Source organism: Antricoccus suffuscus (assembly GCF_003003235.1).
Classification (GTDB): Bacteria; Actinomycetota; Actinomycetes; order Mycobacteriales; family Antricoccaceae; genus Antricoccus; species Antricoccus suffuscus.
On the sequence record NZ_PVUE01000009.1, the window covers coordinates 150,589 to 172,133 of the forward strand.

Annotated in this window: 17 protein-coding genes; 13 read left to right on the forward strand and 4 right to left on the reverse strand. The window is 62.5% G+C overall.

Annotated features, from left to right (window positions below; translation table 11 throughout):
* The first annotated feature begins 62 nt into the window (after nucleotides 1-62).
* The 8 genes from CLV47_RS12300 (at nucleotide 63) to CLV47_RS12335 (ending at nucleotide 9,783) form a co-directional block, all read left to right on the forward strand.
* Nucleotides 63-1,835, forward strand: a complete 1,773-nt coding sequence (locus CLV47_RS12300; protein WP_106349341.1) for a PHA/PHB synthase family protein — start codon at nucleotides 63-65, stop codon at nucleotides 1,833-1,835.
* Nucleotides 1,836-1,922: 87 nt separating this feature from the next.
* A complete protein-coding gene (locus tag CLV47_RS12305) occupies nucleotides 1,923-2,219 on the forward strand; it encodes a hypothetical protein (RefSeq protein ID WP_106349342.1) in 297 nt (98 codons plus the stop codon).
* A gap of 198 nt (nucleotides 2,220-2,417) precedes the next feature.
* A complete protein-coding gene (locus CLV47_RS12310) occupies nucleotides 2,418-3,575 on the forward strand; it encodes an alpha/beta fold hydrolase (RefSeq protein ID WP_106349366.1) in 1,158 nt (385 codons plus the stop codon).
* A 354-nt stretch (nucleotides 3,576-3,929) separates the two neighbouring features.
* Nucleotides 3,930-5,750 (forward strand): ABC transporter substrate-binding protein, encoded by a 1,821-nt coding sequence (locus CLV47_RS12315; protein ID WP_202862544.1) that lies wholly within the window; start codon nucleotides 3,930-3,932, stop codon nucleotides 5,748-5,750.
* Nucleotides 5,751-5,762: 12 nt separating this feature from the next.
* The gene (locus tag CLV47_RS12320; protein WP_106349343.1) at nucleotides 5,763-6,809 is read left to right on the forward strand and encodes an ABC transporter ATP-binding protein; all 1,047 of its coding nucleotides are present in this window, start codon (nucleotides 5,763-5,765) and stop codon (nucleotides 6,807-6,809) included.
* Nucleotides 6,806-7,858 carry an ABC transporter ATP-binding protein gene (locus CLV47_RS12325; RefSeq protein WP_106349344.1) on the forward strand — a complete coding sequence of 351 codons (1,053 nt, stop codon included), beginning with the start codon at nucleotides 6,806-6,808 and terminating at the stop codon, nucleotides 7,856-7,858. Before CLV47_RS12320 ends, CLV47_RS12325 begins: the two co-directional genes overlap by 4 nt.
* 7 nt (nucleotides 7,859-7,865) lie before the next feature.
* The gene (locus CLV47_RS12330; RefSeq protein ID WP_106349345.1) at nucleotides 7,866-8,813 is read left to right on the forward strand and encodes an ABC transporter permease; all 948 of its coding nucleotides are present in this window, start codon (nucleotides 7,866-7,868) and stop codon (nucleotides 8,811-8,813) included.
* Nucleotides 8,814-8,817: 4 nt separating this feature from the next.
* Entirely contained in the window at nucleotides 8,818-9,783 is a 966-nt protein-coding gene (locus CLV47_RS12335; RefSeq protein ID WP_106349346.1) for an ABC transporter permease, read from the forward strand.
* A gap of 152 nt (nucleotides 9,784-9,935) precedes the next feature.
* Here CLV47_RS12335 and CLV47_RS12340 read toward each other — a convergent pair whose 3' ends face one another.
* Both CLV47_RS12340 and CLV47_RS12345 read right to left on the reverse strand, forming a co-directional pair.
* The gene (locus tag CLV47_RS12340; protein ID WP_106349368.1) at nucleotides 9,936-11,324 is read right to left on the reverse strand and encodes an amidase; all 1,389 of its coding nucleotides are present in this window, start codon (nucleotides 11,322-11,324) and stop codon (nucleotides 9,936-9,938) included.
* Between the two features lie 5 nt (nucleotides 11,325-11,329).
* Nucleotides 11,330-11,524: an Asp-tRNA(Asn)/Glu-tRNA(Gln) amidotransferase subunit GatC gene (locus tag CLV47_RS12345; RefSeq protein ID WP_106349347.1), complete on the reverse strand. Its 195-nt coding sequence runs from the start codon at nucleotides 11,522-11,524 to the stop codon at nucleotides 11,330-11,332.
* Nucleotides 11,525-11,783: 259 nt separating this feature from the next.
* Here CLV47_RS12345 and CLV47_RS12350 point away from each other — a divergent pair, with 259 nt between their 5' ends.
* The 5 genes from CLV47_RS12350 to CLV47_RS12370 all read left to right on the forward strand — a co-directional run bounded on the left by CLV47_RS12350 (nucleotide 11,784) and on the right by CLV47_RS12370 (nucleotide 17,721).
* Nucleotides 11,784-12,614 (forward strand): enoyl-CoA hydratase/isomerase family protein, encoded by an 831-nt coding sequence (locus tag CLV47_RS12350; protein ID WP_202862545.1) that lies wholly within the window; start codon nucleotides 11,784-11,786, stop codon nucleotides 12,612-12,614.
* Nucleotides 12,615-12,635: 21 nt separating this feature from the next.
* Nucleotides 12,636-13,448: an enoyl-CoA hydratase/isomerase family protein gene (locus tag CLV47_RS12355; protein WP_106349348.1), complete on the forward strand. Its 813-nt coding sequence runs from the start codon at nucleotides 12,636-12,638 to the stop codon at nucleotides 13,446-13,448.
* A 114-nt stretch (nucleotides 13,449-13,562) separates the two neighbouring features.
* Nucleotides 13,563-14,183 carry a TetR/AcrR family transcriptional regulator gene (locus tag CLV47_RS12360; RefSeq protein ID WP_106349349.1) on the forward strand — a complete coding sequence of 207 codons (621 nt, stop codon included), beginning with the start codon at nucleotides 13,563-13,565 and terminating at the stop codon, nucleotides 14,181-14,183.
* Nucleotides 14,184-14,373: 190 nt separating this feature from the next.
* Complete coding sequence (locus tag CLV47_RS12365; protein WP_170111054.1) at nucleotides 14,374-15,948, forward strand: ABC transporter substrate-binding protein; 1,575 nt, start codon at nucleotides 14,374-14,376, stop codon at nucleotides 15,946-15,948.
* Nucleotides 15,949-16,146: 198 nt separating this feature from the next.
* On the forward strand, nucleotides 16,147-17,721 hold the full coding sequence (locus CLV47_RS12370) for an ABC transporter substrate-binding protein (RefSeq protein WP_106349351.1): 1,575 nt from the start codon (nucleotides 16,147-16,149) through the stop codon (nucleotides 17,719-17,721).
* Nucleotides 17,722-17,804: 83 nt separating this feature from the next.
* Here the strand turns inward: CLV47_RS12370 and CLV47_RS12375 are convergent, their stop codons facing one another.
* Together CLV47_RS12375 and pgm are read right to left on the reverse strand one after the other, a co-directional pair.
* Nucleotides 17,805-19,412, reverse strand: a complete 1,608-nt coding sequence (locus tag CLV47_RS12375) for an acyl--CoA ligase family protein (RefSeq protein WP_106349352.1) — start codon at nucleotides 19,410-19,412, stop codon at nucleotides 17,805-17,807.
* Between the two features lie 17 nt (nucleotides 19,413-19,429).
* On the reverse strand, nucleotides 19,430-21,073 hold the full coding sequence (gene pgm, locus CLV47_RS12380) for a phosphoglucomutase (alpha-D-glucose-1,6-bisphosphate-dependent) (RefSeq protein WP_106349353.1): 1,644 nt from the start codon (nucleotides 21,071-21,073) through the stop codon (nucleotides 19,430-19,432).
* Between the last annotated feature and the right edge of the window lie 472 nt (nucleotides 21,074-21,545).

Sequence of the window (21,545 nt, forward strand, 5' to 3'; positions counted from 1 at the left end):
AAGGTCTTGGCGCATCTATTGGCGAGTTACGGCGACGTACCCCGGACGATGGTGAGCGTGCGATGACGACTGATCAATCTGCAAGAAGCGATTCGAAACAGCCCGACGAAGAGCAAGGCGCGACGCCTAAGAGTTCCGGCGGCACAAGGAATCCACGCCTGAGCGAGCTCCTCGGCAAGGCGGTACGCCGAGTGGACCCGATCGGTTGGCTGCCCGCGACCGCAGCGGTCGCCAAGGAAGCGGCGAAACATCCGGGAGACGTCTCGCAGGCGGGGGTCCGTTTTGCGCGGGCAGTCGTGAAGGTGCCGCGGGCAAGTATCCGACGGTTCGTCAACTCCAACGACCCGCTACCGGTCCCTCCTGGTCCGCGAGACAAGCGATTCGCCGACCCGGCTTGGGACTACAACCCGTTGTTCTTCGGAATCAGGCAGACGTATCTCGCCGCCTGCAACTTCGTGGACGAAGTGGTCGACGCCGGCAGCGTCGACTACATGACCGACGAGCGGGCCCGGCAGTTCGTCAAGCTGATCCAAAACATCGCGTCGCCGACCAACTTCGCGATCACCAATCCGGCGGTGATGACCAAGGCGCTGCAGACCGGCGGCAAGAGCCTGTTCTCCGGTGCGAGGTACGCAGCCGAGGACGTGCGCGAACGCGGTGGCCGACCGAAGAAGGTCGATCGCAGTGACTTCGAGATGGGCAAGACCCTGGCCGCGACCCCGGGCAAGGTCGTCTACCGCAACGACCTGGTCGAGCTGATCCAGTACTCGCCGCAGACGCCGACCGTGCACGAGACACCCATTCTTCTGAGCCCGCCGTGGATCAACAAGTACTACGTGATGGATCTTGCGCCCGGGCGCAGCTTCGCCGAATGGGCGGTCAAGCACAACCGGACCGTTTTCGTACTGTCCTATATCAACCCCGACGAGTCGATGCGCAAGGTGACGTTCGGCGATTATCTACAGAACGGGTCGATTAACGCGATCGACATCGTCAAGCGGATCACCAAGGCCGCCAAGGTCGACGTGGTCGGGCTGTGTCTCGGCGGCGTTAGTGCCAGCATCGCGGCGGGCTATCTACGTGGTCACGGGACGGAGTCGCTGGGCACGCTCACCTTGCTCAACACGATGCTCGACTACTCCGCGCCCGGCGAGATGGGCGTCATGATCTCCCCAGAAACAATGACCCAGCTCGAAGGCCGGATGCAACAGCAGGGTTATCTCTCGGGTGACGACATGTCATTCACCTTCGACCTCATGCGCGCCAACGACCTGATCTTCAACTACGTCGTTTCGCGGTGGCTCAAGGGTGAGCCGCCCCCGGCGTTCGACATTTTGGCCTGGAACGAAGACTCCACCCACATGACGCAAGCCATGTACAGCCAGTACATGGCGGATCTGTATGGCGCCAACAAGCTGGCGAAGGGGGCGTTTGAGCTCGACGGCACGACGACCGACCTCGGCAAAGTGACCAATGATGTGTACGTCGTAGGCGCGATCAACGATCACATCGTGCCGTGGCAGGCGTCGTACGCCGCGGTGCATCTTTTCGGTGGCAACGTGCGTTACGTGCTTTCGAGTGGCGGGCATATCGCTGGCATCGTCAACCCGCCGAGTCCGAAGTCCTGGTATGAGGTATTCGACGACAGCGGCGCTCAGTATCCGGACGACCCGGCACAGTGGCGGCTGGCGATCTCGCGACGCCCCGACACGTGGTGGCGGGACTGGATCGACTGGTCGAATGCCCGCGCGGGAGATCTGGTCGAGCCGCCCAACATGGGGAGTGCGAAGTACAAGCCGATCGGTGATGCGCCGGGCACTTATGTCGTGACCTGAGATCGATAGATCACAAACGTTACTCAAGTTAGCAAACTCCAGCTAACATTGCTAATGGACATAACCAATCCAACTGAGGAGTTAGACATGGCCGCCGCCAACGACAAGAACACGAACATCCCCAACCCGATGAACGTCGACTACGAAGCGGCTGCTGAGCGCATCCGTGAACTCAACGAGAAGGTGCTCACTGCCGCGAAGCAGACCGGCAACCTGTCGCTTGATGCCTACGAGAAGACGCTGACCAGCCTGCTCGACTTCGAAGAGAAGGTCGCCGGCGCATCGCAGCTCGACTGGGTCAGCGCACTCGCCAGCGCACATGCCAACTTCGTTACGTCCGTCAGCACGGCGTACACCAACGCCGCTCGCGAGGCGCTGAAGTAACACATTTTCGCAGTACAACTGGGGCGGGTGACCTAATTGGTCGCCCGCCCTTTGTCGGTTATGTCGATTTCTTCGGCCTGATCGCGGTCAGATCGTTATGGAATTTGTGCGGACCTGCCAGTCCGACCGGACGGTCCGCTGTATTGTTCGGTGATCCAGTTGCGTGGATCACGTCAATCTGACAAGGACGAATTCTCCATGAGTACAGCGATGCCGACCAAGATCATCTCCAGCTTTGCGACGGCCCCATTCGAAGCCTCACTCGCCATTGCGACCGGCTGGACTGACTATTGGCTGGGTGCGGTAGATCGGCAAAGTACGCCGTTGGACGTCGCAAACGATCTGGCCGAGTGGTGGCGGGTGACGACCCAGCGCAACGAGCCGAAATGGGCACACCCGCACAAAGTCGTCAAGACGTGGCCGGTCGCTCGGTTGCTGGACTACTCCGCGGCCCGCCCGAAGGCCAAGGTCGCCACGCTCGTGCTGCCACCGCAGGCCGGCCATTCCTCGTCGATTGTCGATTTTGCCCGTGACCAGAGTCAGATGATCACCATCCGCGAATGCGGCCTGGACCGGCTCTTCACGCTCGACTGGACGCCGGCCACCGAGGAAAGCAAAGACTTCTCGATTGACGACTACCTCGCGATCATGGATGAATCCGTCGATGCACTCGGCGGGAAAGCCAACCTCGTCGGTGACTGCCAGGGCGGCTGGTTGGCGACAATCTATGCGGCGCTCCACCCTGACAAGGTCAACTCGCTGACCATCGGCGGCGCGCCGATCGACTACCACGCAGGCGATGGCGTGATCCTCGAGTGGATCGACGTCCTGGGCGGCCGTGCCGACATTGCGGCGTACCGCTCGATGGTCGAATCCAACAACGGCCTGTACGCCGGAAGCAACCAGGTCACCGGCTTCAAGATGATGCAGCCGCCCGGCGAAATTGAACGGATCTGGGGGCTGCTGCCGCAGATCAACGACGCCGATGCAGTGCGCCGCTATACCGAGTTCACCGACTGGTTCGAGTGGACGCAGGACATCTCGGGTGCGTTCTACCTCTGGATCGTCGAGGAGCTTTTCGCCGGAAACAAGCTCGTCAAAGGCACACTGCAGATCGGCGGCGAGTACGTCGACCTCGCCAAGATCGACTGCCAGGTCAACTTGCTGGCCGGCACTCAAGACCACATCACGCCGGCCGACCAGGTGTGGGCCCTCGCCGACTACATTTCGACACCGAAAGCGCAGATCGCCCGCGAACTAGTAGAGGCCGGCCACCTCGGTCTGTTTATGGGCCACACGTCTTTGCGCAATCATTGGACCAAGCTCATGGCGAACGTCCTCACAATCTCGAAGTAGCTCGCTGCCAGCGCGACCGAGGTGTGAACTGGGCGTGATCTGACGTCGTCGAAAGGCACGCCGAGGTAACGGTCTGGTTGCGATTTCGATGCACTCTCGCCTTGGGCCCAGGCGGGTTCCCACATAGCGGGCATACATTTCAGGTCATACCGAATTGTTTCACCGCGCTCCACACGGTTCGCGACAGCCTGCTAGCTCGACCGCATGGCCTAACTGCTCGACTGCCTCACAACTGCGATGTCCACGGTGTCGGCAATGCCCTCAGAGGCGCCCGCCGCCACGACGAGTGTTTCCGCTGGGCTTCCGTCATTTGACGTTCTGGAGGTCCGAGCAATGCTCAGAAAAAATCGAACGATGGCGGCGCTTTCCATAGCAGCCGCGCTTGCGATGGTGACGACTGCCTGTAGCAGCACGCCGTCCTCGTCGAGCAACGGCAAGACGGGTTCAAGTTCGTCGTCGGCGCAGAGCGCCAACGTCAACGCGAGCGGGAGCGTCAAACAAGGCGGAACCCTCAAGATAGTAGGCAACGCGGACGTCGATCACCTCGACACCGCCGCCGGCTACTACACGGCGACCTACACCTTAATGCGGGCGTACACGCGCCAGCTGTTCAGCTATCCGGCCTCGACGAACCTTGACAAGGCGAACACCCCGACCCCGGACATTGCCACCGAGATCCCGACCACGAGCAACGGCGGGATCAGTTCTGACGGCAAGACCTACACAATCCATCTTCGCGATGGCGTCAAGTGGGACACTACGCCGGCTCGGGCAGTCACCGCCAACGACGTTGTCCTTGGCTTCAAGCGGTTGTGCAACCCGACGCAGAACTCGGTCGGCGCGCCCGGCTACTACGAGGGCGTCATTGAAGGAATGCAAGAGTACTGCGACGCGTTTGCCAAGGTTGCGCCGACGGTCGAGGCATTCAAGGCGTTCATCGAGAGCAACCAGATCTCCGGTATTGAAGCGGTGAACGACAACACGGTGAAGTTCACCTTGACTAAGCCGGCGGGCGATTTCATCAATATATTGGCGTTGCCGTTCTCGTCTCCGGCCCCTGTCGAGTACCTGAACTACCTTCCGGACGATGCGAACTTCCGTCAACACACGATCTCCGACGGCCCGTACAAGATCGTGCAGTACACGCCCGGCCAGTCCTACATGCTCGACCGAAACACGGCATGGAGTCAGAAGTCCGATCCGATCCGGCATCAGTACGTCGATCACATTCAGATCACCCTCGGACCGGACGAAAACGGTGTACAGCAGCAGATCGAGGCAGGAACTGCCGACATGTCGTGGGATACCACAGTGCCGACGGCCAACGTCCCGGCCCTGAAAGCGCAGAACGACCCGCGGCTCGGGATCTACGCGAACCTCGACACCAACCCGTTCCTGACCTTCAACATGCAGAGCCCCAACAACAATGGCGCCCTCGGCAAGGTCAAGGTACGGCAGGCAATCGAGTACGCCGTAGACAAGGTAGCGCTCGGACAGATCTACGGTGGTCCGACGCTCAACCAGCCACTCAACCAGGTGATTCCACCGGGCAACGTCGGCTACGAGAAGTTCAACCTCTACCCGACCAAGGACAACAAAGGCGATCCGGCCAAATGCAAGTCGCTGTTGAAGGAGGCAGGCTATCCAAACGGTCTGACCCTCAAGGACGTGTACCGGACTTCCGGTAAGCATCCCGCGGTCTACCAGTCGATCCAGGCAGACCTGGCCAAGTGCGGGATCACGACCGTCGGTACGCCGTCCAGCGCGGGCGACTACTACGGGAAGTACCTGTCGGCACCGGATGCGGCGAAGGCCGGTACGTGGGACATCTCCGAACCCGGCTGGATTCCCGACTGGTACGGCAACAACGCCCGTTCCATCATGGAACCGCTGTTCGATGGCCGGACCTACGGGCCGGGATCGACCGACTGGGGCGACTACAACAACGCGACAGTGAACGCCGATATCGACAAGGCCCTGGCCTCGACCGACAAGGCGGAGATCACGAAAGCCATGCACGAGGCGGATATGCAGGTCATGAAGGACGCCGCGTTCGTGCCGTTCCAAACGCAGTCGACACCGATCTTCCGCTCGACGCGGGTACATAACGCGCTTGAGTTGCCGAGCAGCGTCAACTACGACATCACGCAAATCTGGCTGGATCCGACTAGCTGACAGGGGCGGGCCATGGCTCTGCTCGAGGTCACTGACCTGTCGGTGACGTTTCCAACCGCGGACGGCCTTGTCCGGGCCGTCCGCGGGGTGTCGTTCGCCCTCGAACGCGGACACACCCTAGGCATCGTCGGGGAGTCAGGTTCGGGCAAGAGCGTCTGCACGCAGACCTTGCTCGGCCTGACTCAAGGCGCGACCGTGACAGGTACGGCGATGTTCGAAGGTCACGACCTGCTCACTATGGGCAAGAAGGAGCTTCGTCAGGTCCGCGGCGCACAGATCTCTACCGTGTTCCAAGATCCGCTGTCGAGCCTGCATCCGCTGTACAAGGTCGGCTGGCAGATCGTCGAGATGATCAGGGCGCACCGCAAGGTGAGCAAGCGCGCGGCACGTGCCCGGGCGGTGGAATTGCTGTCTCTGGTGGGGATCCCGGAGGCTGAAAGCCGGGTTGACGACTATCCGCACCAGTTCTCCGGGGGCATGCGTCAGCGTGCCATGATCGCGATGGCCCTTGCCCTTGACCCCGCACTGATCATCGCCGACGAGCCGACGACGGCTCTGGACGCGACGGTACAGGCGCAAGTCATCGATCTAATGACACGGCTGCAGAAGGAGTTCGACACGGCGCTGATCATGATTACCCACGACCTAGGCGTCATCGCAGACATCGCCGATGAGGTGTTGGTGATGTACGCCGGTCGCGCCGTGGAGCAGGCGCCACGGCGCCCGCTGTACTACGACGCGCACCATCCGTACACGGTTGGCCTGCTCGAGTCGATTCCAGGTGCCGCAGGGACAGGGGAGAAGCTTCGCCCAATCCCCGGTACGCCGCCAAGTTTGATCAATATTCCGTCTGGCTGCGCGTTCCATCCGCGCTGCCGCTATGCGATGCAGCGCTGCGCTGTCGAAGATCCGCAGTTGACCGAGGTTGCCGACGACCATACTTCCGCGTGCTGGCTGCCCCCGGGTCTGCGCGGGCTTGCGCCGCAGACACATCAAGCTAGGGCAGCGGCGGCCAACGAAGCGCCGCTGCGGGAATCCGAACGGGAGGTTGCATCATGAGCGATCCGCGGCCTCGCGGCGACGTACTACTACGGGTGGAAGGCGTGGTGAAGCATTTTCCGATCAAACGGGGGATCATCTTCAAGAAGGAGATCGGCCGAGTCCACGCCGTGGACGGGGTCGACCTCGAGGTACGCCGTGGCGAGACGCTCGGGCTGGTCGGGGAGACCGGTTGCGGCAAGTCGACACTGGCACGGTGCATCACCCGGCTATATCCGCTGACCGGCGGTCGGGTGCTGTTCGAAGACACGGATCTGTCGACCCTGTCGCGGCGCCAACTTCGTCCGTACCGCAGGGAAGTCCAGATGATTTTCCAGGATCCCTACGGCTCACTCAACCCGCGACGACGGGTCGGCTCGATCATCGGCGATCCGTTCGCGATCCACGGGATCGCCAATGGCGCGGAGCGCAAGCGCCGGGTGCAGGAACTCATGGAGCTCGTCGGCCTCAACCCGGAGCATTACAACAGGTTTCCGGCTGACTTCTCCGGCGGCCAACGGCAACGAATTGGAGTGGCGCGAGCTCTCGCCCTGAAGCCAAAGCTGATCGTGTGCGACGAGCCGGTTTCTGCGCTCGACGTATCAATCCAGGCCCAGATCATCAACCTGCTCGAGTCGCTCCAGCACGACTTCGACCTCACGTATGTGTTTATCGCGCACGATCTGTCGGTAGTCGAGCACGTCAGTGATCGGGTGGCGGTGATGTATCTAGGCAAGATAGTGGAACTCGCCGACCGATCCGACTTGTACGGCGTACCAAGGCATCCCTACACCAATGCGCTTCTATCTGCTGCGTCGATCGCCGACCCGGACCGGTCCCGACAGCGGCAACGGATCCTCCTGAGCGGCGACGTTCCGTCACCGGTCAGTCCGCCGTCCGGCTGTCGATTCCATCCGCGTTGTCCTAAGGCGCAGGCAATCTGCTCGGCAGAGATCCCCGCGCTCGAGCCGCGCGCGGCAGACCCTGGGGATCACCTCACCGCGTGCCTCTTCCCGGTCGAGCCGGGAGAACGACTTGCCGGCACCTCAAACAGCGTCGCGGAAGCGTGATGCTGCGATGTCTGCCACCGAGCTGACGACGACGGGTCCAGTCCAGACGCCACCCGCCGGGCAGCCCGTGGCCGGTCGCAGTCCATGGCAGATCGCATGGGCTCGACTGCGCCGGGACAAGGTCGCCGTCGCGTGCGCGACGTTCATCGTGCTCCTGATCGTCGTGGCCGTGTTCGCGGGGCCGCTGTCGCACCTGGTCGGCTACTCTCCCACCGAACAGGATCGCGACTTCGGGATCACTGTCGCCGGTCTACCTGTCGCCCCCAACTCGCGTCACTGGCTCGGCACGGACAACCTCGGCCGTGACATCCTCGTCCGGATCATCTATGGCACAAGAGTTTCGCTGGTCGTTGGTGTGGCTGCTGCAGCTGCAGCGGCGTTCATCGGTGTGGTCGTCGGGCTATGCGCGGGCTACTTCGGCCCGGTGGTCGACACCATCCTGTCGCGGCTGATGGACGTGGTGTTGTCCTTCCCGTTCCTGCTGTTCGCCATCGCGCTCGTCTCGGTTGTCGGCCCCAGCGAACTGATCGAGATTGTCGTGATCGCGTTCTTCTCGTGGGCCGCCGTCGGGCGAATTGTGCGCGGCCAGACTCTGGCAATTAGAGAACGTGAGTACATCGAGGCGGCGCGCTCGCTTGGCGCGGGTGACCTGCGCATCATGGTCGTCGACGTGTTGCCCAACCTGATCGCGCCGGTGATCGTCTACGCGACACTGCTGATCCCAGTCTCAATCGTCTTCGAGGCGACCCTTTCCTACCTCGGAGTCGGCATCATTCCGCCCACGCCGAGCTGGGGCAACATGATCAGCGACGCGCAGAATTTCTATCAAGTTGGTTGGTGGTTCCTTGTCTTCCCCTGCCTGGCACTGATTCTCACGACGTTAGCGTTTAATCTGCTCGGCGACAGCGTCCGCGACGCGCTCGATCCACGGACCGAACGACTGATGGCGAGGTAGCCGAATGATTAGGTTTCTGATCCGCCGCCTCCTCACCGGTCTGATCGTGATCTGGTTGATCAGCGTTATCGTCTTCGGCATCTTCTTCATCGCGCCGACGAATGTGGCGCAGCTGCTGTTGGGCAAGTTTGCGGCACAGAACCAGCAGCTCGTGCATACGGTGACCGCCCAGCTAGGCCTCGACCAGCCGATTCAGGTGCAGTACTGGCACTTCATCGTGCGGCTGTTCCACGGCGATCTCGGCTTTTCGTACTACAGCCATGAGCCGGTCACCACGCTCATCGCCCGCGCGCTCCCGGTGACCGCGTCGCTCGCGATCGGCGCGGCCATCATCTGGGTCGTGCTTGGCGTGCTCATCGGGATACTCTCCGCTACCCGCCCTCGGACCCTGCTCGATCGCGGGGCCACGCTCTTTGCCTTGACGGGTCTGTCGTTTCCGACGTTCGTGCTCGGCCTGCTGCTGCTGTACTTCTTGTTCTTCCAGTTGCACATCAACGGCGTGGATCTGTTCCCGGGCAGCGGATACGTGCCGTTGACGCAGGACCCCGCCGGCTGGTTCTCGCACCTGATCCTGCCGTGGATCACGCTGGCCGTGGCCTCGATGGCGGTCTACGTGCGGTTGACTCGCGGGCAGATGCTCGAAGTCTACGGCGAGGACTACATCCGTACAGCGCGGGCGAAGGGTCTCTCCGACACGCGCGTGACGTTCCGACATGCTCTTCGCGCCGCGCTCGTCCCGATCGTCACCCAGTTCGGCATCGACGTCGCCGTACTACTAGGTGGTGCCATCGTCACCGAGCAGGTGTTCGGGCTCAACGGACTCGGCCGGATGTCCGTGCAGGCGGTGGTCAACCAGGATGAGCCGGTGATCATCGCGATAGTGCTGCTAGCCGCAGTGTTTGTCGTGCTCGCGAACATCATTGTCGACTTGCTCTACGCCGTACTCGATCCGCGGGTGCGCCTGACATAGCGTCAGTTCCCCCGATCCGTCGCGAATGGCCGGCGATCCGTCGCGAATGTCCGCCCGTCCGTCACGAATGGCCGGCGATCCGTCACGAATGTCCGTCCGTCCGTCACGAATGGCCGGCGATCCGTCACGAAGTCGCGGACTGACGCAGCGGCCTAGCCGAGCGTGGGCACCTTGCCGGCAGACGGGTTGGCGGCCTCGTACGCCGCCCCGATGCGCAGGACAGTCGGCTCGGCGAACGGCTTGCCAAGGATCTGCAGCCCGATCGGCAGGCCGTCGTTGCTGAGCCCGCACGGCACCGACAATCCCGGCAGGCCAGTCAGATTGCCCGGCGCGGAGGTCCGCACATAGGCATTGATGACCGGCTCCTCGACGCCCCAGTTGAAGGTGTCCTGGCCGACGCGGGCGGCGGTCGAGGGCAGGGTCGGCGCGAGTACGGCGTCGAGCCCCTCGAACATGTCTCGCCAGCCGTCCTGGATCAAGGTGCGCACGCGCAGCGCCTTGATGTAGTCAGTCGCGAGCATGAGCTCGCCGGCGTCGAGGAAGACTCGTACGTCGTCGGTGTAGAGGTCGGCCTTCTCGCGCAACAGTTTCTGGTGGTACGCGCTTGCCTCGGGCACGAGGATCCCGAACTCCACCGACATATAGGTCTCGGTCATCGGAAGCTCGATCTCGCGGACCTGCGCGCCGAGACCTGTGAGTACGTCGACCGCGGCGCGTACGGCGGACTCCACCTCGAGGTCGATGTTGTCGAAGAAGTAGTTGGTGGGCAGGCCGAAGACCATGCCTTTCACGCCCGAGTCGAGTCCGGCGGTGAAGTCGGGTACCGGCTCGTCGACCGTCCCCGGGTCGGCGCGGTCGTAACCGGCGAGCACATTCATCATCAGGGCCGCGTCATGCACGGTGCGGGTGATCGGGCCGACGTGATCGAGCGCCCAGCTCAGCGACGTTATGCCACGCCGAGAGACGCGGCCGTACGTCGGTTTCAGGCCGACCGTGCCGCACGCGGCCGACGGGATGCGGATCGAGCCGCCGGTGTCGGTGCCGATCGCGCCGTGGCACATCTGGGAGGCGATGGCCGCCGCGGACCCGCCACTGGAGCCGCCCGGTATGTGGTCGAGGTTCCACGGGTTACGAGTCGTCGGGGTGATGACGCCGTACGCGAACTCGTGCGTATGCGTCTTGCCGACGAGTACGGCGCCGGCACCGCTAAGCCGCTCGACCACCGCCGCGTCGGCGTTGGGCACGTTGTCTGCCCGAGTCTTCGAACTTGACGTGGTCGCGATGCCCGCCGTGTCGACCAAGTCCTTGACGCCGACCGTCACGCCATGCAGCGCGCCGCGGTAGTTGCCCGCGGCGATGTCGTCGGCGGCCCGCTTCGCGTCGGCCATTGCGCGATCGGCGGTCACCGCGGCGAACGCGCCGACTCTGCCGTCCACCGCTTCGATTCGACCGAGCACAGACTCTGCGAGCTCGACGGGGGAGAGTTCTTTGCTGCCGATCTTCTCGGCGGCTTCAGTCAGCGTCAGCTCGTATGGATGCATGCCGATCACACCCACCGAGCGTTGAAGCTGCTAGCCGGGGGTACGTCGCCCAGTTCGATCCCGTCGAGGAGGTCGACAAGGCCGTGGACCATATCCAGCGCCGGTGCGACGGCCTCCTTGCGCGCGTCGCTGAGATCCAGACGCGCCATTTTGGCGGCCTCCTCAAGTGGCTGTCCGCTGATACTTGGTCGTTGCGCCATGTGACTCCGCCTCACGTCCGTGTCCGGCGGCCGGTAGCCGTCGGGCCCTGCGTCGGATTCTCACACAGATGTGCCTGCCTGTCGAAGGGCCCGCGGTGCCGACAAGGGGTTTGAACTCGGCGTCGAAAGACTCCCGAAACCGCCCCGCGCCTGCTATTCGATACGCCGATGTTCGTGAAGATCTTCGATATTCGCTAGGGTCGGCGTACCGGGTCCTGCACGCGTCGACGTCGGGGCAAGATACTGAAAAGGGTGCTTCGTGGGCAATACCAGTAACTCCGACTCCATTGGCACAAGCCGGGCATACAAGACGATCATCGTGGAGAACGGCGGCGACGGCGTCACGACGCTGACGTTCAACCGTCCGGCCACGATGAACGCCTACACCTCAGAGATGTGCGCCGAGATCAATGACGCGCTGTTGGCCTTTACCGCTAACGACGCGCAGCGAGCACTGATCATCACCGGCACCGGCAAAGGGTTTTGCACCGGAGGCGACCTCAAGAGCTCTGACGGCGCCGCGGAGCGTCAGCTGGGGCACGCCATTGTCATGCGTGAAGGGATGCATCCGGTCATTCGCACGCTGCATTCTATGGATAAGCCGACTATTGCGGCGGTGAACGGTGCCGCCGTGGCTGGCGGTCTCGCGCTCGCCGCGGCGTGTGACTTCCGGATCGCGGCCCGGTCCGCGCGACTGGGCGACACCGCCGTACGCGTTGGTCTGCTGTCGGACGAAGGTGGGCCGTGGCTTTTCCAGCGGCTGATCGGTCTCGAGGCGACAAAACGGATGAGCCTGCTCGGGGAGATTTACGACGCCGAAGAAGCTCACCGACTCGGGCTCGTCGGTCAGGTCGTCGACGATGACGTCCTCATCGAGACTGCCCGCGCGATGGCCGGCAAACTCGCTGCCGGTGCACCGCTGTCGATCCGGCTCAACAATCGAATGATCGACCGGGCCTCGACCAGCACTCTCGACGAGTGTCTCGACAACGCGGCGCTATCGGTAATGATCTCCAATGACTCCGAAGACTCACGCGAGGGCACCGATGCCTTCCGCACTCGTCGTACGCCGACCTTCAACGGCCGCTAAGCAACAGTTAGGTAGACAATCATGACCTCCGTGGAAACAAAACCGGTATTACTCGAGATCGATGACGCGATCGCGACCGTAACCCTCAACCGCCCCGACAAGCTCAACACCTTCTCGGAGCCGTTGATGGACAACTTGCTCACGGCGCTCGAGGAGGTCTCCGGCAACGACGACGTGCGGGTACTCATCCTGACCGGCTCGGGGCGGGCGTTTAGCGCCGGCGGCGACCTCGGCAACATTTCAGGCAACGAAGGCCCTCCGAAGTCGCAGACGCCCATCCCCACGGCAATCAATACCCTGCGAGCCCGCGTGCGCGTCGTGCAGATGTTGCACGACATGCCCAAAGTAACGATCGCGGCGATCAACGGTGCCTGCGCCGGCGCCGGGCTGTCGCTCGCCGCGGCCTGCGATATCCGTTATGCCTCAAGCAAAGCGGCATTCAACACCGCGTTCCTCACCGCAGGTCTGTCCGGTGACTTCGGCATCTCGTGGACGTTTCAGCGGCTGGTCGGCCCCTCGAGGGCTCGCGAGCTGATGTTTGCTGCTGAGAAGTTCACCGCCGCGCGCGCACTCGAGATCGGTCTGGTGTCCGACGTACGCGAACCCGATGAACTCATGCCATTTGTCGCGTCCCGTGCGGTGTTGATGGCCACCCGCTCTCCATTGGCGTTGGCCGCGATGAAGGGCTGCCTCAACGGTGCCCAGGACCAGACATTCGCCACTGCGCTGGACAACGAGATCGCCGCGCACGTGCAGGTCGGCCGAACGGAGGACTGCCGGGAAGCTGCTTCGGCGTTCCTCGAAAAGCGCGCCCCTGTCTTCAAGGGCCGCTAGGCAGCTGCGGTACGACGATTGGTGTCAGCAGCCTTGTCGCGCCCAAGCAATTCTCCGGCAGCATGCTACTAATGTAGTGGTTGCTACTACATTGACGGGCCCACCGGAGGCGGGATGACTCAGACGCCAGCCCGCCGTGGACGCCCGCCCGGGTCCGACACCGGCGACACCCAGAAGCGAATTCTCGACTCCGCGACCAAGTTGTTTGCCAGGCAAGGATTCCACGGCACCAGCGTCTCGGAGATCTGCAAGATGGCCGACGTGCAGTCCGGCGCCTTGTACTACCACATCAAGTCCAAAGACGAACTGCTCTGGCAGATCCTTAGCTCGTACATCGCGAATATGTATGAAAACACTCGACGTACCGTGGCGGCGTACGACGATCCTGAGCACCGCCTGCGTGCAATGGTGCGCGATCACGTCACCCACATCATTCGATATCGGCGCGCAGTCACGATTGAGTTGCGGGACCGTGACGCATTATCGAAGGCGCATCAAGACGAGTTTCAGCAGGCCCGAGATGACGTGCAGCAGTTCTGGCAGCAGGCGCTCGAGGACGGCGTACGCGCGGGAGTCTTCCGCTCGGACGACCGGGTGATCACCAACTCGATGCTGAGCATGGTCAGCCTGGTATCGCAGTGGTATCGGACGCGCGGCGCACATACGAGCGCCGAGGTCGCCGACATAATCGCCGACTTCCTGATCGCCGGCCTGCAGGTACCTCCGGGCGCATAGCGAACCGCGAGGATCGGTTGGGTATCGGTCAGGTTGCGGACTGAAGAGTGATCTTGAACATATGTTAAGTCTCTGCTAGTCATTAATGGATCGCCCAGTACATTATGGCGGCGCATTCGCATTGAGCGAGTGCGCCGACGATTCGACAGGCAGCTTTGCCTCGACGTATTCACGGAAGGTTCCGATCTCGATGCGCCATCGTTTCCGATTTACCGCCGCGCTCCTGGCGACTGGTCTCCTCGTCGCCGGCTGTGGTGATGCGCCGAAGAAGGCGACAAAGGCGACCGACGAGTATCCCACCTCGATCGACCTGAAAAAGGGTTTCGACCCGAATGCGAACTTCACCTACGGCTACGTCCAGTACGCGTCAAGCTGGGATCCCATTGAGAGTGTCACCGGGGGTGACTTCACGTTCTTTGCGCCGGTCTACGACCGACTCCTGCAACAGGATGAGGACGGCAAGGTCGAGCCGATGCTGGCGACGGCATTCACGCCCGCGGCAGACCTGGCGTCCATGACGCTGAAGCTGCGTGAGGGCCTGACTTTCTCCGACGGCACGCCGTTCGACGCCACGGCGGTCCAGTTCAACCTCGACCGCGCTCGCGCGAAGAACAGCAAGATCTCCGGCGAGCTCTACCAGATCACCAGCGTCGAGGTCGTCGACCCGCTGACGGTGAAGATTAACGTCAATGGTGGCCTCGGATCGCTCGCCACCGGGCTTACCGGGCGCGCCGGCATGATGGTCTCACCCGCCGCCGCGCAGGCCGGCATCATCCAGACGGAACCGGTCGGCGCCGGCGCCTACGTCACAACCGAGATCGTGCCGGGTGACCACGTTTCCTACAAGAAGACCGACGGCTACTGGGAGCCCGGAGCCCAGAAGGTCGCCACCATGACCTACAAACTCATCACGGATGACAACACGCGCTACAACGCGCTGATGGCCGGTGAGCTCGACGGTGCTTCGCTGAACCCCGATCAGCTCGCCAGCGCGGAAAAGGAAGGGCTCGCGGTCATCACCAAGCCGAGCGCGATCTTCGTGTACCTCGCGCTGAACACGTCCAAGGGCCAGCTCGGCGACCCGGAGGTCCGCAAGGCACTCAACATGGCGATCGATCGCAAGGCAATTTCAGTGGGCATGTACGACGGCCACTGCACGCCGCAGATTCAGCCCTTCCCAGAAACGAGTCCCGGATACAGCAAGAAGATCGGCGACGGACTCGACGTCTTCCCGTATGACCCTAAGGCGGCCAAGAAGATCCTCGAGGAAAAAGGGGTCAAGGATCTTGAGATTACGTCTGTCAGCCCGAACGTCACCATTTACACCAAGTTCGGTGAGGTGATTCAGGCTCAGTTGAAGGAAGTCGGGATCACGGTCAATGTCAAATCCGTGCCAGCGGCGCAGGTCGTCCAGGACTTCTCGATTGACAAGTCTGTCGAGGCGACGTCCTCGGTGTTTACCGGAATTAATGACCCCGATGCGCTCTCGGGCCGCTACTTACAACCAAAGGCGCTGTTCAACCCGGGCGGCGCGGAATATCCCGAGTTGATGAAGTACGCCGCCGAGGGCGCCGCAGTGCTCGATCCGGCTGAGCGCAGTAAGGCTTACGAGAAGATGATGGACGCGTGGGTCGACTCACCGCCGCACATGTTGCCAGTGTGCATGGTGCATCTTGCCGCTGCCTTCCAGACCAACGTCTCGGGCGTTTCTCAGACCGCTAGCGGGGCGGCGGACTTGCGCGACGTTGCGGTGGCTAAGAAGTAGTAATTCACCATCCGACAAAGCGGGCTCACCGGCGGCGACGCCGGTGAGCCCGCTTTGTGGTTGCAACTAGGTCTCGTGGTCTTGCCGACGCGCTGGTCTCGTGCTAGATATATGGAGCGTTCATTACATTACAAAGCCTTTATGTGCGTTTGTGCGTCGTATGGATTTGCGGCGCTATCTCACAAAGACGAGGAATAAATGCGAAGACGAGTTCAAATCACCGCTGTACTGCTGTCTGCCGGCCTGTTGCTTGCCGGCTGCGGCGACGCGCCGAAGAAGAGCACCAAGGCGACAAGTGACTATCCGACGTCGGTTAAGCTCTCCAAGAATTTTGACCCGAATGCGAACTTCACATTTGGTTACACGGCGTTCGCATCGAGCTGGGACCCGATCGACAGCATCAACGGCGCGGACATCTCCTTCTGGAACCCGGTCTACGACAAGCTCCTGCAGCAGACTCCGGACGGTGACATCGAGCCACAACTGGCGACCGAATTTACCTCGGCCGCTGACCTGAAGTCCATGACCCTCAAGCTGCGTGCGGGACTGAGCTTTGCCGATGGCACGCCGTTTGACGCGGCGGCCGTGAAGTACAACCTGGACCGCAACCGGGGGAAGGACAGCAAGATCTCCGGTGAGGTTTATCAGATCACCAGCGTCGATGTGGTCGACCCGCTGACGGTGAAGATCAGCGTCGACGGCGGACTCGGGTCCCTTGCGGTCGCGCTCGCGGCTCGTACCGGCGTGATGGTATCGCCCGCCGCGGCGGAGGCCGGCCTCCTCAAGACACAGCCGGTCGGCATCGGTGGCTACGAAACGACCGAGATTGTTCCGGGCGACCGTGTTTCGTACAAGAAGGTCGACGGTTACTGGGATCCGGATGCGCAGAAGGTCGCCACGATGACCTTCAAGCTCATCAGCGACGACCAGACGCGCTACAACGCGCTTGCCGCCGGCGAGATCGACGTTGCCCAGATCAACCCCGACCAGTTGGACACCGCCGAGAAGGACGGCATCAAGGTCATCACGAAGCCGAGCGCGATCTTCCTTTATATAGCGCTAAATACGTCCAAGGGCCCGCTGGGCGACCCGGAGGTCCGCAAGGCGCTCAACATGGCGATCGACCGCGAGGCGATCTCAGAGGGCATGTACGACGGGCATTGCACGCCGCAGATTCAACCGTTCCCCGAGACGAGTCCGGGCTACAGTAAGAAAATCGGTGACGGGCTCGACAAATTCCCGTACGACCCCGAGGCCGCTAAGAAAATCCTTAAAGACAAGGGAGTCAAGGACCTCGAGCTCACCACGGTGACGCCCAACGTCACGATCTACACGAAGTTCGCCGAGGTAGTGCAGGATCAGCTGAAGAACATCGGCATCAAGGTGACGGTCAAGCCACTACCGCCGGCCCAGATGGTGCAGGACTTCTCGATTGACAAGACCTCCGACTTGGCAAGTTCGGTGTTCACCGGTCTTAACGACCCGGATGCGCTGAATGGTCGATACCTGGCGCCGAGCGCACTGTTCAATCCGGGCGGCGGAGTCAATGACGACATCTTGAAGTACGCCGCCGAGGGCGCGGCCTCGCTCGATCCGGCCGAGCGCAGCACGGCGTACGCGAAGATGATGGATGCCTGGGTCGACGCGCCGCCGCACGTGATCCCGGTGTGCATGATCCACCTGGCGACCGGCATGTCACCAGCGGTATCGAACATCTATCAGAAGTCAAGCGGGAGTCCCGACCTGCGCGGGATCGCCGTCGACAAGAAGTAACAGAACGAGCTTCACGCGAGAAACCGCCGCCCGCTCCGGAAGGAGTGGGCGGCGGTTTCTCTGTGCTCAGCCCTTGATCTTGCTCAGCCCTTGATCCGGTGCTCGTGACCGGCCCACTCCTTGTCGCGCAATGCGAACTTCTGGATCTTGCCGGTCGAGGTCTTGGGCAGCTCGTCGACAAACTCGATGTGTCCGGGAGACTTGTAGCGGGCGATCTGGGTGCGCACGTGCGCAAGAAGCTCGTCCTCGGTGACGGACTTGCCGTCGCGCAGTGTCACAAACGCCTTGGGGCGTTCACCCCACTTCTCGTCGGGTACGCCGACGACGGCCACTTCGAGCACGCTTGGGTGCGACACAATGGCCTGCTCGACTTCGATCGTCGAGATGTTTTCTCCTCCGGAGACGACGACATCCTTAGCGCGGTCGCGAAGTTCGGCGTAACCATCCGGGTGCATGACGCCGAGATCGCCGGAATGGAACCAACCGCCCTCGAACGCTTTGGCGGTACCTTCCGGGTTGTCGAAGTAGCCCTTCATGACGTTGTTGCCGCGCATCACGACCTCGCCCATGGTCTGACCGTCGGCGGGTACGTCGTTCATCTGCTCGTCGACTACGCGCACCCGTTCGGTCTGGATCATGCCGACACCCTGGCGGGCAAGGAGTTTGGCGCGTTCCGCGGCGGCAAGGGAATCCCACTCGCGCTTGTACTCGCCGACGGAATACGGGCCATAAGTCTCGGTCAGGCCGTAGACATGTACGACGGTGAAGCCCATCTTCTCCATCTGCAGGATGGTGGTGGGGCTCGGCGGGGCGCCGGCCGTCGTGATGGTGATCGGCGATTCGAGGGTCGCCGCTTGTTCGGCGTTCATGATCGTGGTGACGACTGTCGGGGCACCATTGAGGTGCGTGACACCGTGCTCGCTGAACAGGCCCCAGATCACGTCGCCGCGTACCTCGCGCAGGCAGACCTGTGTGCCGCCGATCCCGACCAGGGCCCAGGGCGTGCACCATCCGTTGCAGTGAAACATCGGCAAAGTCCATAAGTAGACGCTGTCCGGCGAATGGGTCGAGTGGATGATCTCGCCGAAGGAGTTGAGGTAGGCGCCGCGATGGGTGTACATGACGCCCTTCGGTTTGCCCGTCGTGCCGGAGGTGTAGTTGATCGAGATCGTCGCCAGCTCGTCCTCGACCTCCCACGGAAGCGGGGACTCGTCGCCGCGAGCCACGAGCTCCTCGTACGCCGGAATTCCCGCCACAGGGGCGATCTGTGCCTCGGTATCGGTGAAGCTGAAGATCTCTTTGACGGTTTCGGTGGTGCCGACCAACTCACCCCACGAGTCGTGCAGGCCGGCGTCGGCGATGAGAACCTTCGCGCCGGAGTGGTTGCAAATATAGCGGAGCTCGGCCGGTGCAAGCCGCGTATTCATGGCCACGAGCACGCCTCCGATGAGCGGTACGGCGAAGTGCGCGACCAGCATCTCCGGGAGGTTGGGCATGAGGTAGGCGACCCGATCGCCGGGCTCGATCCCGCTTGCCTTCAGCGCATTGGCGACCTTGAGTACGTCGGACTTGAGCTCGGCAAACGTGATGCGGCGCTTCCCATATATGGCAGCGACTTTGTCGGGATAGACGTCGGCGGAGCGTTCGAGGAACGACAGAGGGGTGAGCGGTGTGACGTAGACCGAGGACACGGTATTCTCCCGAATATTTAGCTGATTGCGTTGTCGACGACGTTCTTGGCGGCGGCCTGGATCTGCGTGAGATGGTCGCGACCTTTGAATGACTCTGCATAGATTTTATAGACGTCCTCGGTGCCGGACGGGCGTGCGGCAAACCAGCCACTGTCCGTGGTCACCTTGAGGCCGCCAATCGAGGCACCGTTTCCCGGTGCATTGGTGAGTTTGGCGGTTATCGGGTCCCCGGCGAGCTCGGTCGCGGTGACCTGGTCGGCGGACAGCCCCTTCAGCTTGTCCTTTTGCTCGGGGGTGGCGGGCGCGTCGATGCGTTCGTACGCCGGGGAGCCAAACGTCTCGGTGAGTTCGGCGTACCTCACCGAGGGTGACTTTCCGGTGGTCGCGAGGATCTCGGACGCGAGTAGGCAGAGGATGATGCCGTCCTTGTCGGTGGTCCAGACGCCGCCGTCGGTGCGAAGGAAGGAGGCCCCGGCCGACTCTTCGCCGCCAAAACCGATGCTGCCGTCGACGAGTCCGGCGACGAACCATTTGAAGCCGACTGGCACCTCGATCAGCTCCCTGTCAAGGGATTGCGCGACACGGTCGATCATCGAGGAGGACACCAGAGTCTTCCCGATTGCCGTGCCTGCCGACCAGGCCGGGCGGTGCGTGAAGAGGTAATCGATCGCGACGGCGAGATAGTGGTTGGGATTCATCAGGCCGGCGTCGGGGGTGACGATGCCGTGCCGGTCGGAGTCCGCGTCGTTACCGGTCGAAATGTCGTACTTGTCCTTCGCCGCAACGAGACTGGCCATGGCGTACGGCGACGAGCAGTCCATCCGGATCTTGCCGTCCCAGTCGAGCGTCATAAACGGCCACTGTGGATCGACGTGCGGGTTGACGACGGTCAGGTCGATCCCATATCGGTCGGCGATCGCGCCCCAATAGGCGACGCTCGCGCCACCGAGCGGATCGGCGCCGATCCGCACCCCCGCGCGCTTGATGGCGTCGAGGTCGACAATGCTCCCGAGGTCGTCGACGTACGACGACATGAAGTCGTAGGTGCCGGTGGTGTCTGCTCCCCGGGCCCGTTCGACGCGGATCCGGCGTACGCCGTCGAGGTTGCCTGACAGCAACTCGTTAGCGCGGTCCTGGATCCAGCCGGTGATGTCGCCGCCGGCGGGACCGCCGTCTGGCGGGTTGTACTTGAAACCACCGTCGGCCGGCGGATTGTGCGACGGGGTCACGACGACACCGTCGGCGCGGCCGGTATTGCCAGCAGTGCCGTTATAGCGCAAGATCGCGTGCGACAGCGACGGAGTCGGCACATAACCATCGGACGAGTCGACGAGCACGTGGACATCGTTGGCGGCGAAGACCTCCAGGGCAGTGTCGTGCGCAGGCCCGGACAGGGCGTGCGTGTCGCGGCCGAGGAACAGCGGGCCGCCGATCCCGGCCTGCGCTCGGTATTCGCAGATCGCCTGCGACGTCGCGGCGATGTGGGCGTCGTTGAAGGACGTGGTGAGCGACGAGCCGCGGTGCCCCGACGTACCGAACGCGACACGCTGACGCGGATCGCTGACATCGGGTTGGAGGTCGAAGTACGCCGACGTCAACGCGTCAATATCGACAAGATCGCTTGGCTTCGCGGGTTGTCCGGCGCGTTCATTGATCCCCATGACCACACAATACCCATCAGAATCGAGGTCTACCTCCCGTTGGTTGAGGGGGCCGCGGCGACTTGGCCTGAGCGAGCGCGAGCGAGTCGAAGGTTTCGCAAACTCGCGACTTCGAAAATGTGGGTGACCGCGGTCGCTGACGCTCACGTCCTTCCGGTACATATGTGCCCGAATACATCACCGGCGAGTCGGTCACGGTGCGAATCGGCACAAATGTTTTCCTGCGGACCCGGGCCCCAGAAAAACATGCCCTCACCACTAGACAAGTGTTGCAGTGATGATCTAGAATCGAACGTACGTGCTAATGAATGAAATGACTGGTGAACGGAGTGGGGTGAGTAGTCGTGAGCGTGGCGTACCTGCCCGAACGGGACCTGCTCACCGACGGCCAGCACGCCCTCGCCGGTGCGGCCGCCGGGTTGATCGCGACCGCGTCCCGGGGCGCGCTGTCCGGGCTCGGACCGGTCGAGCT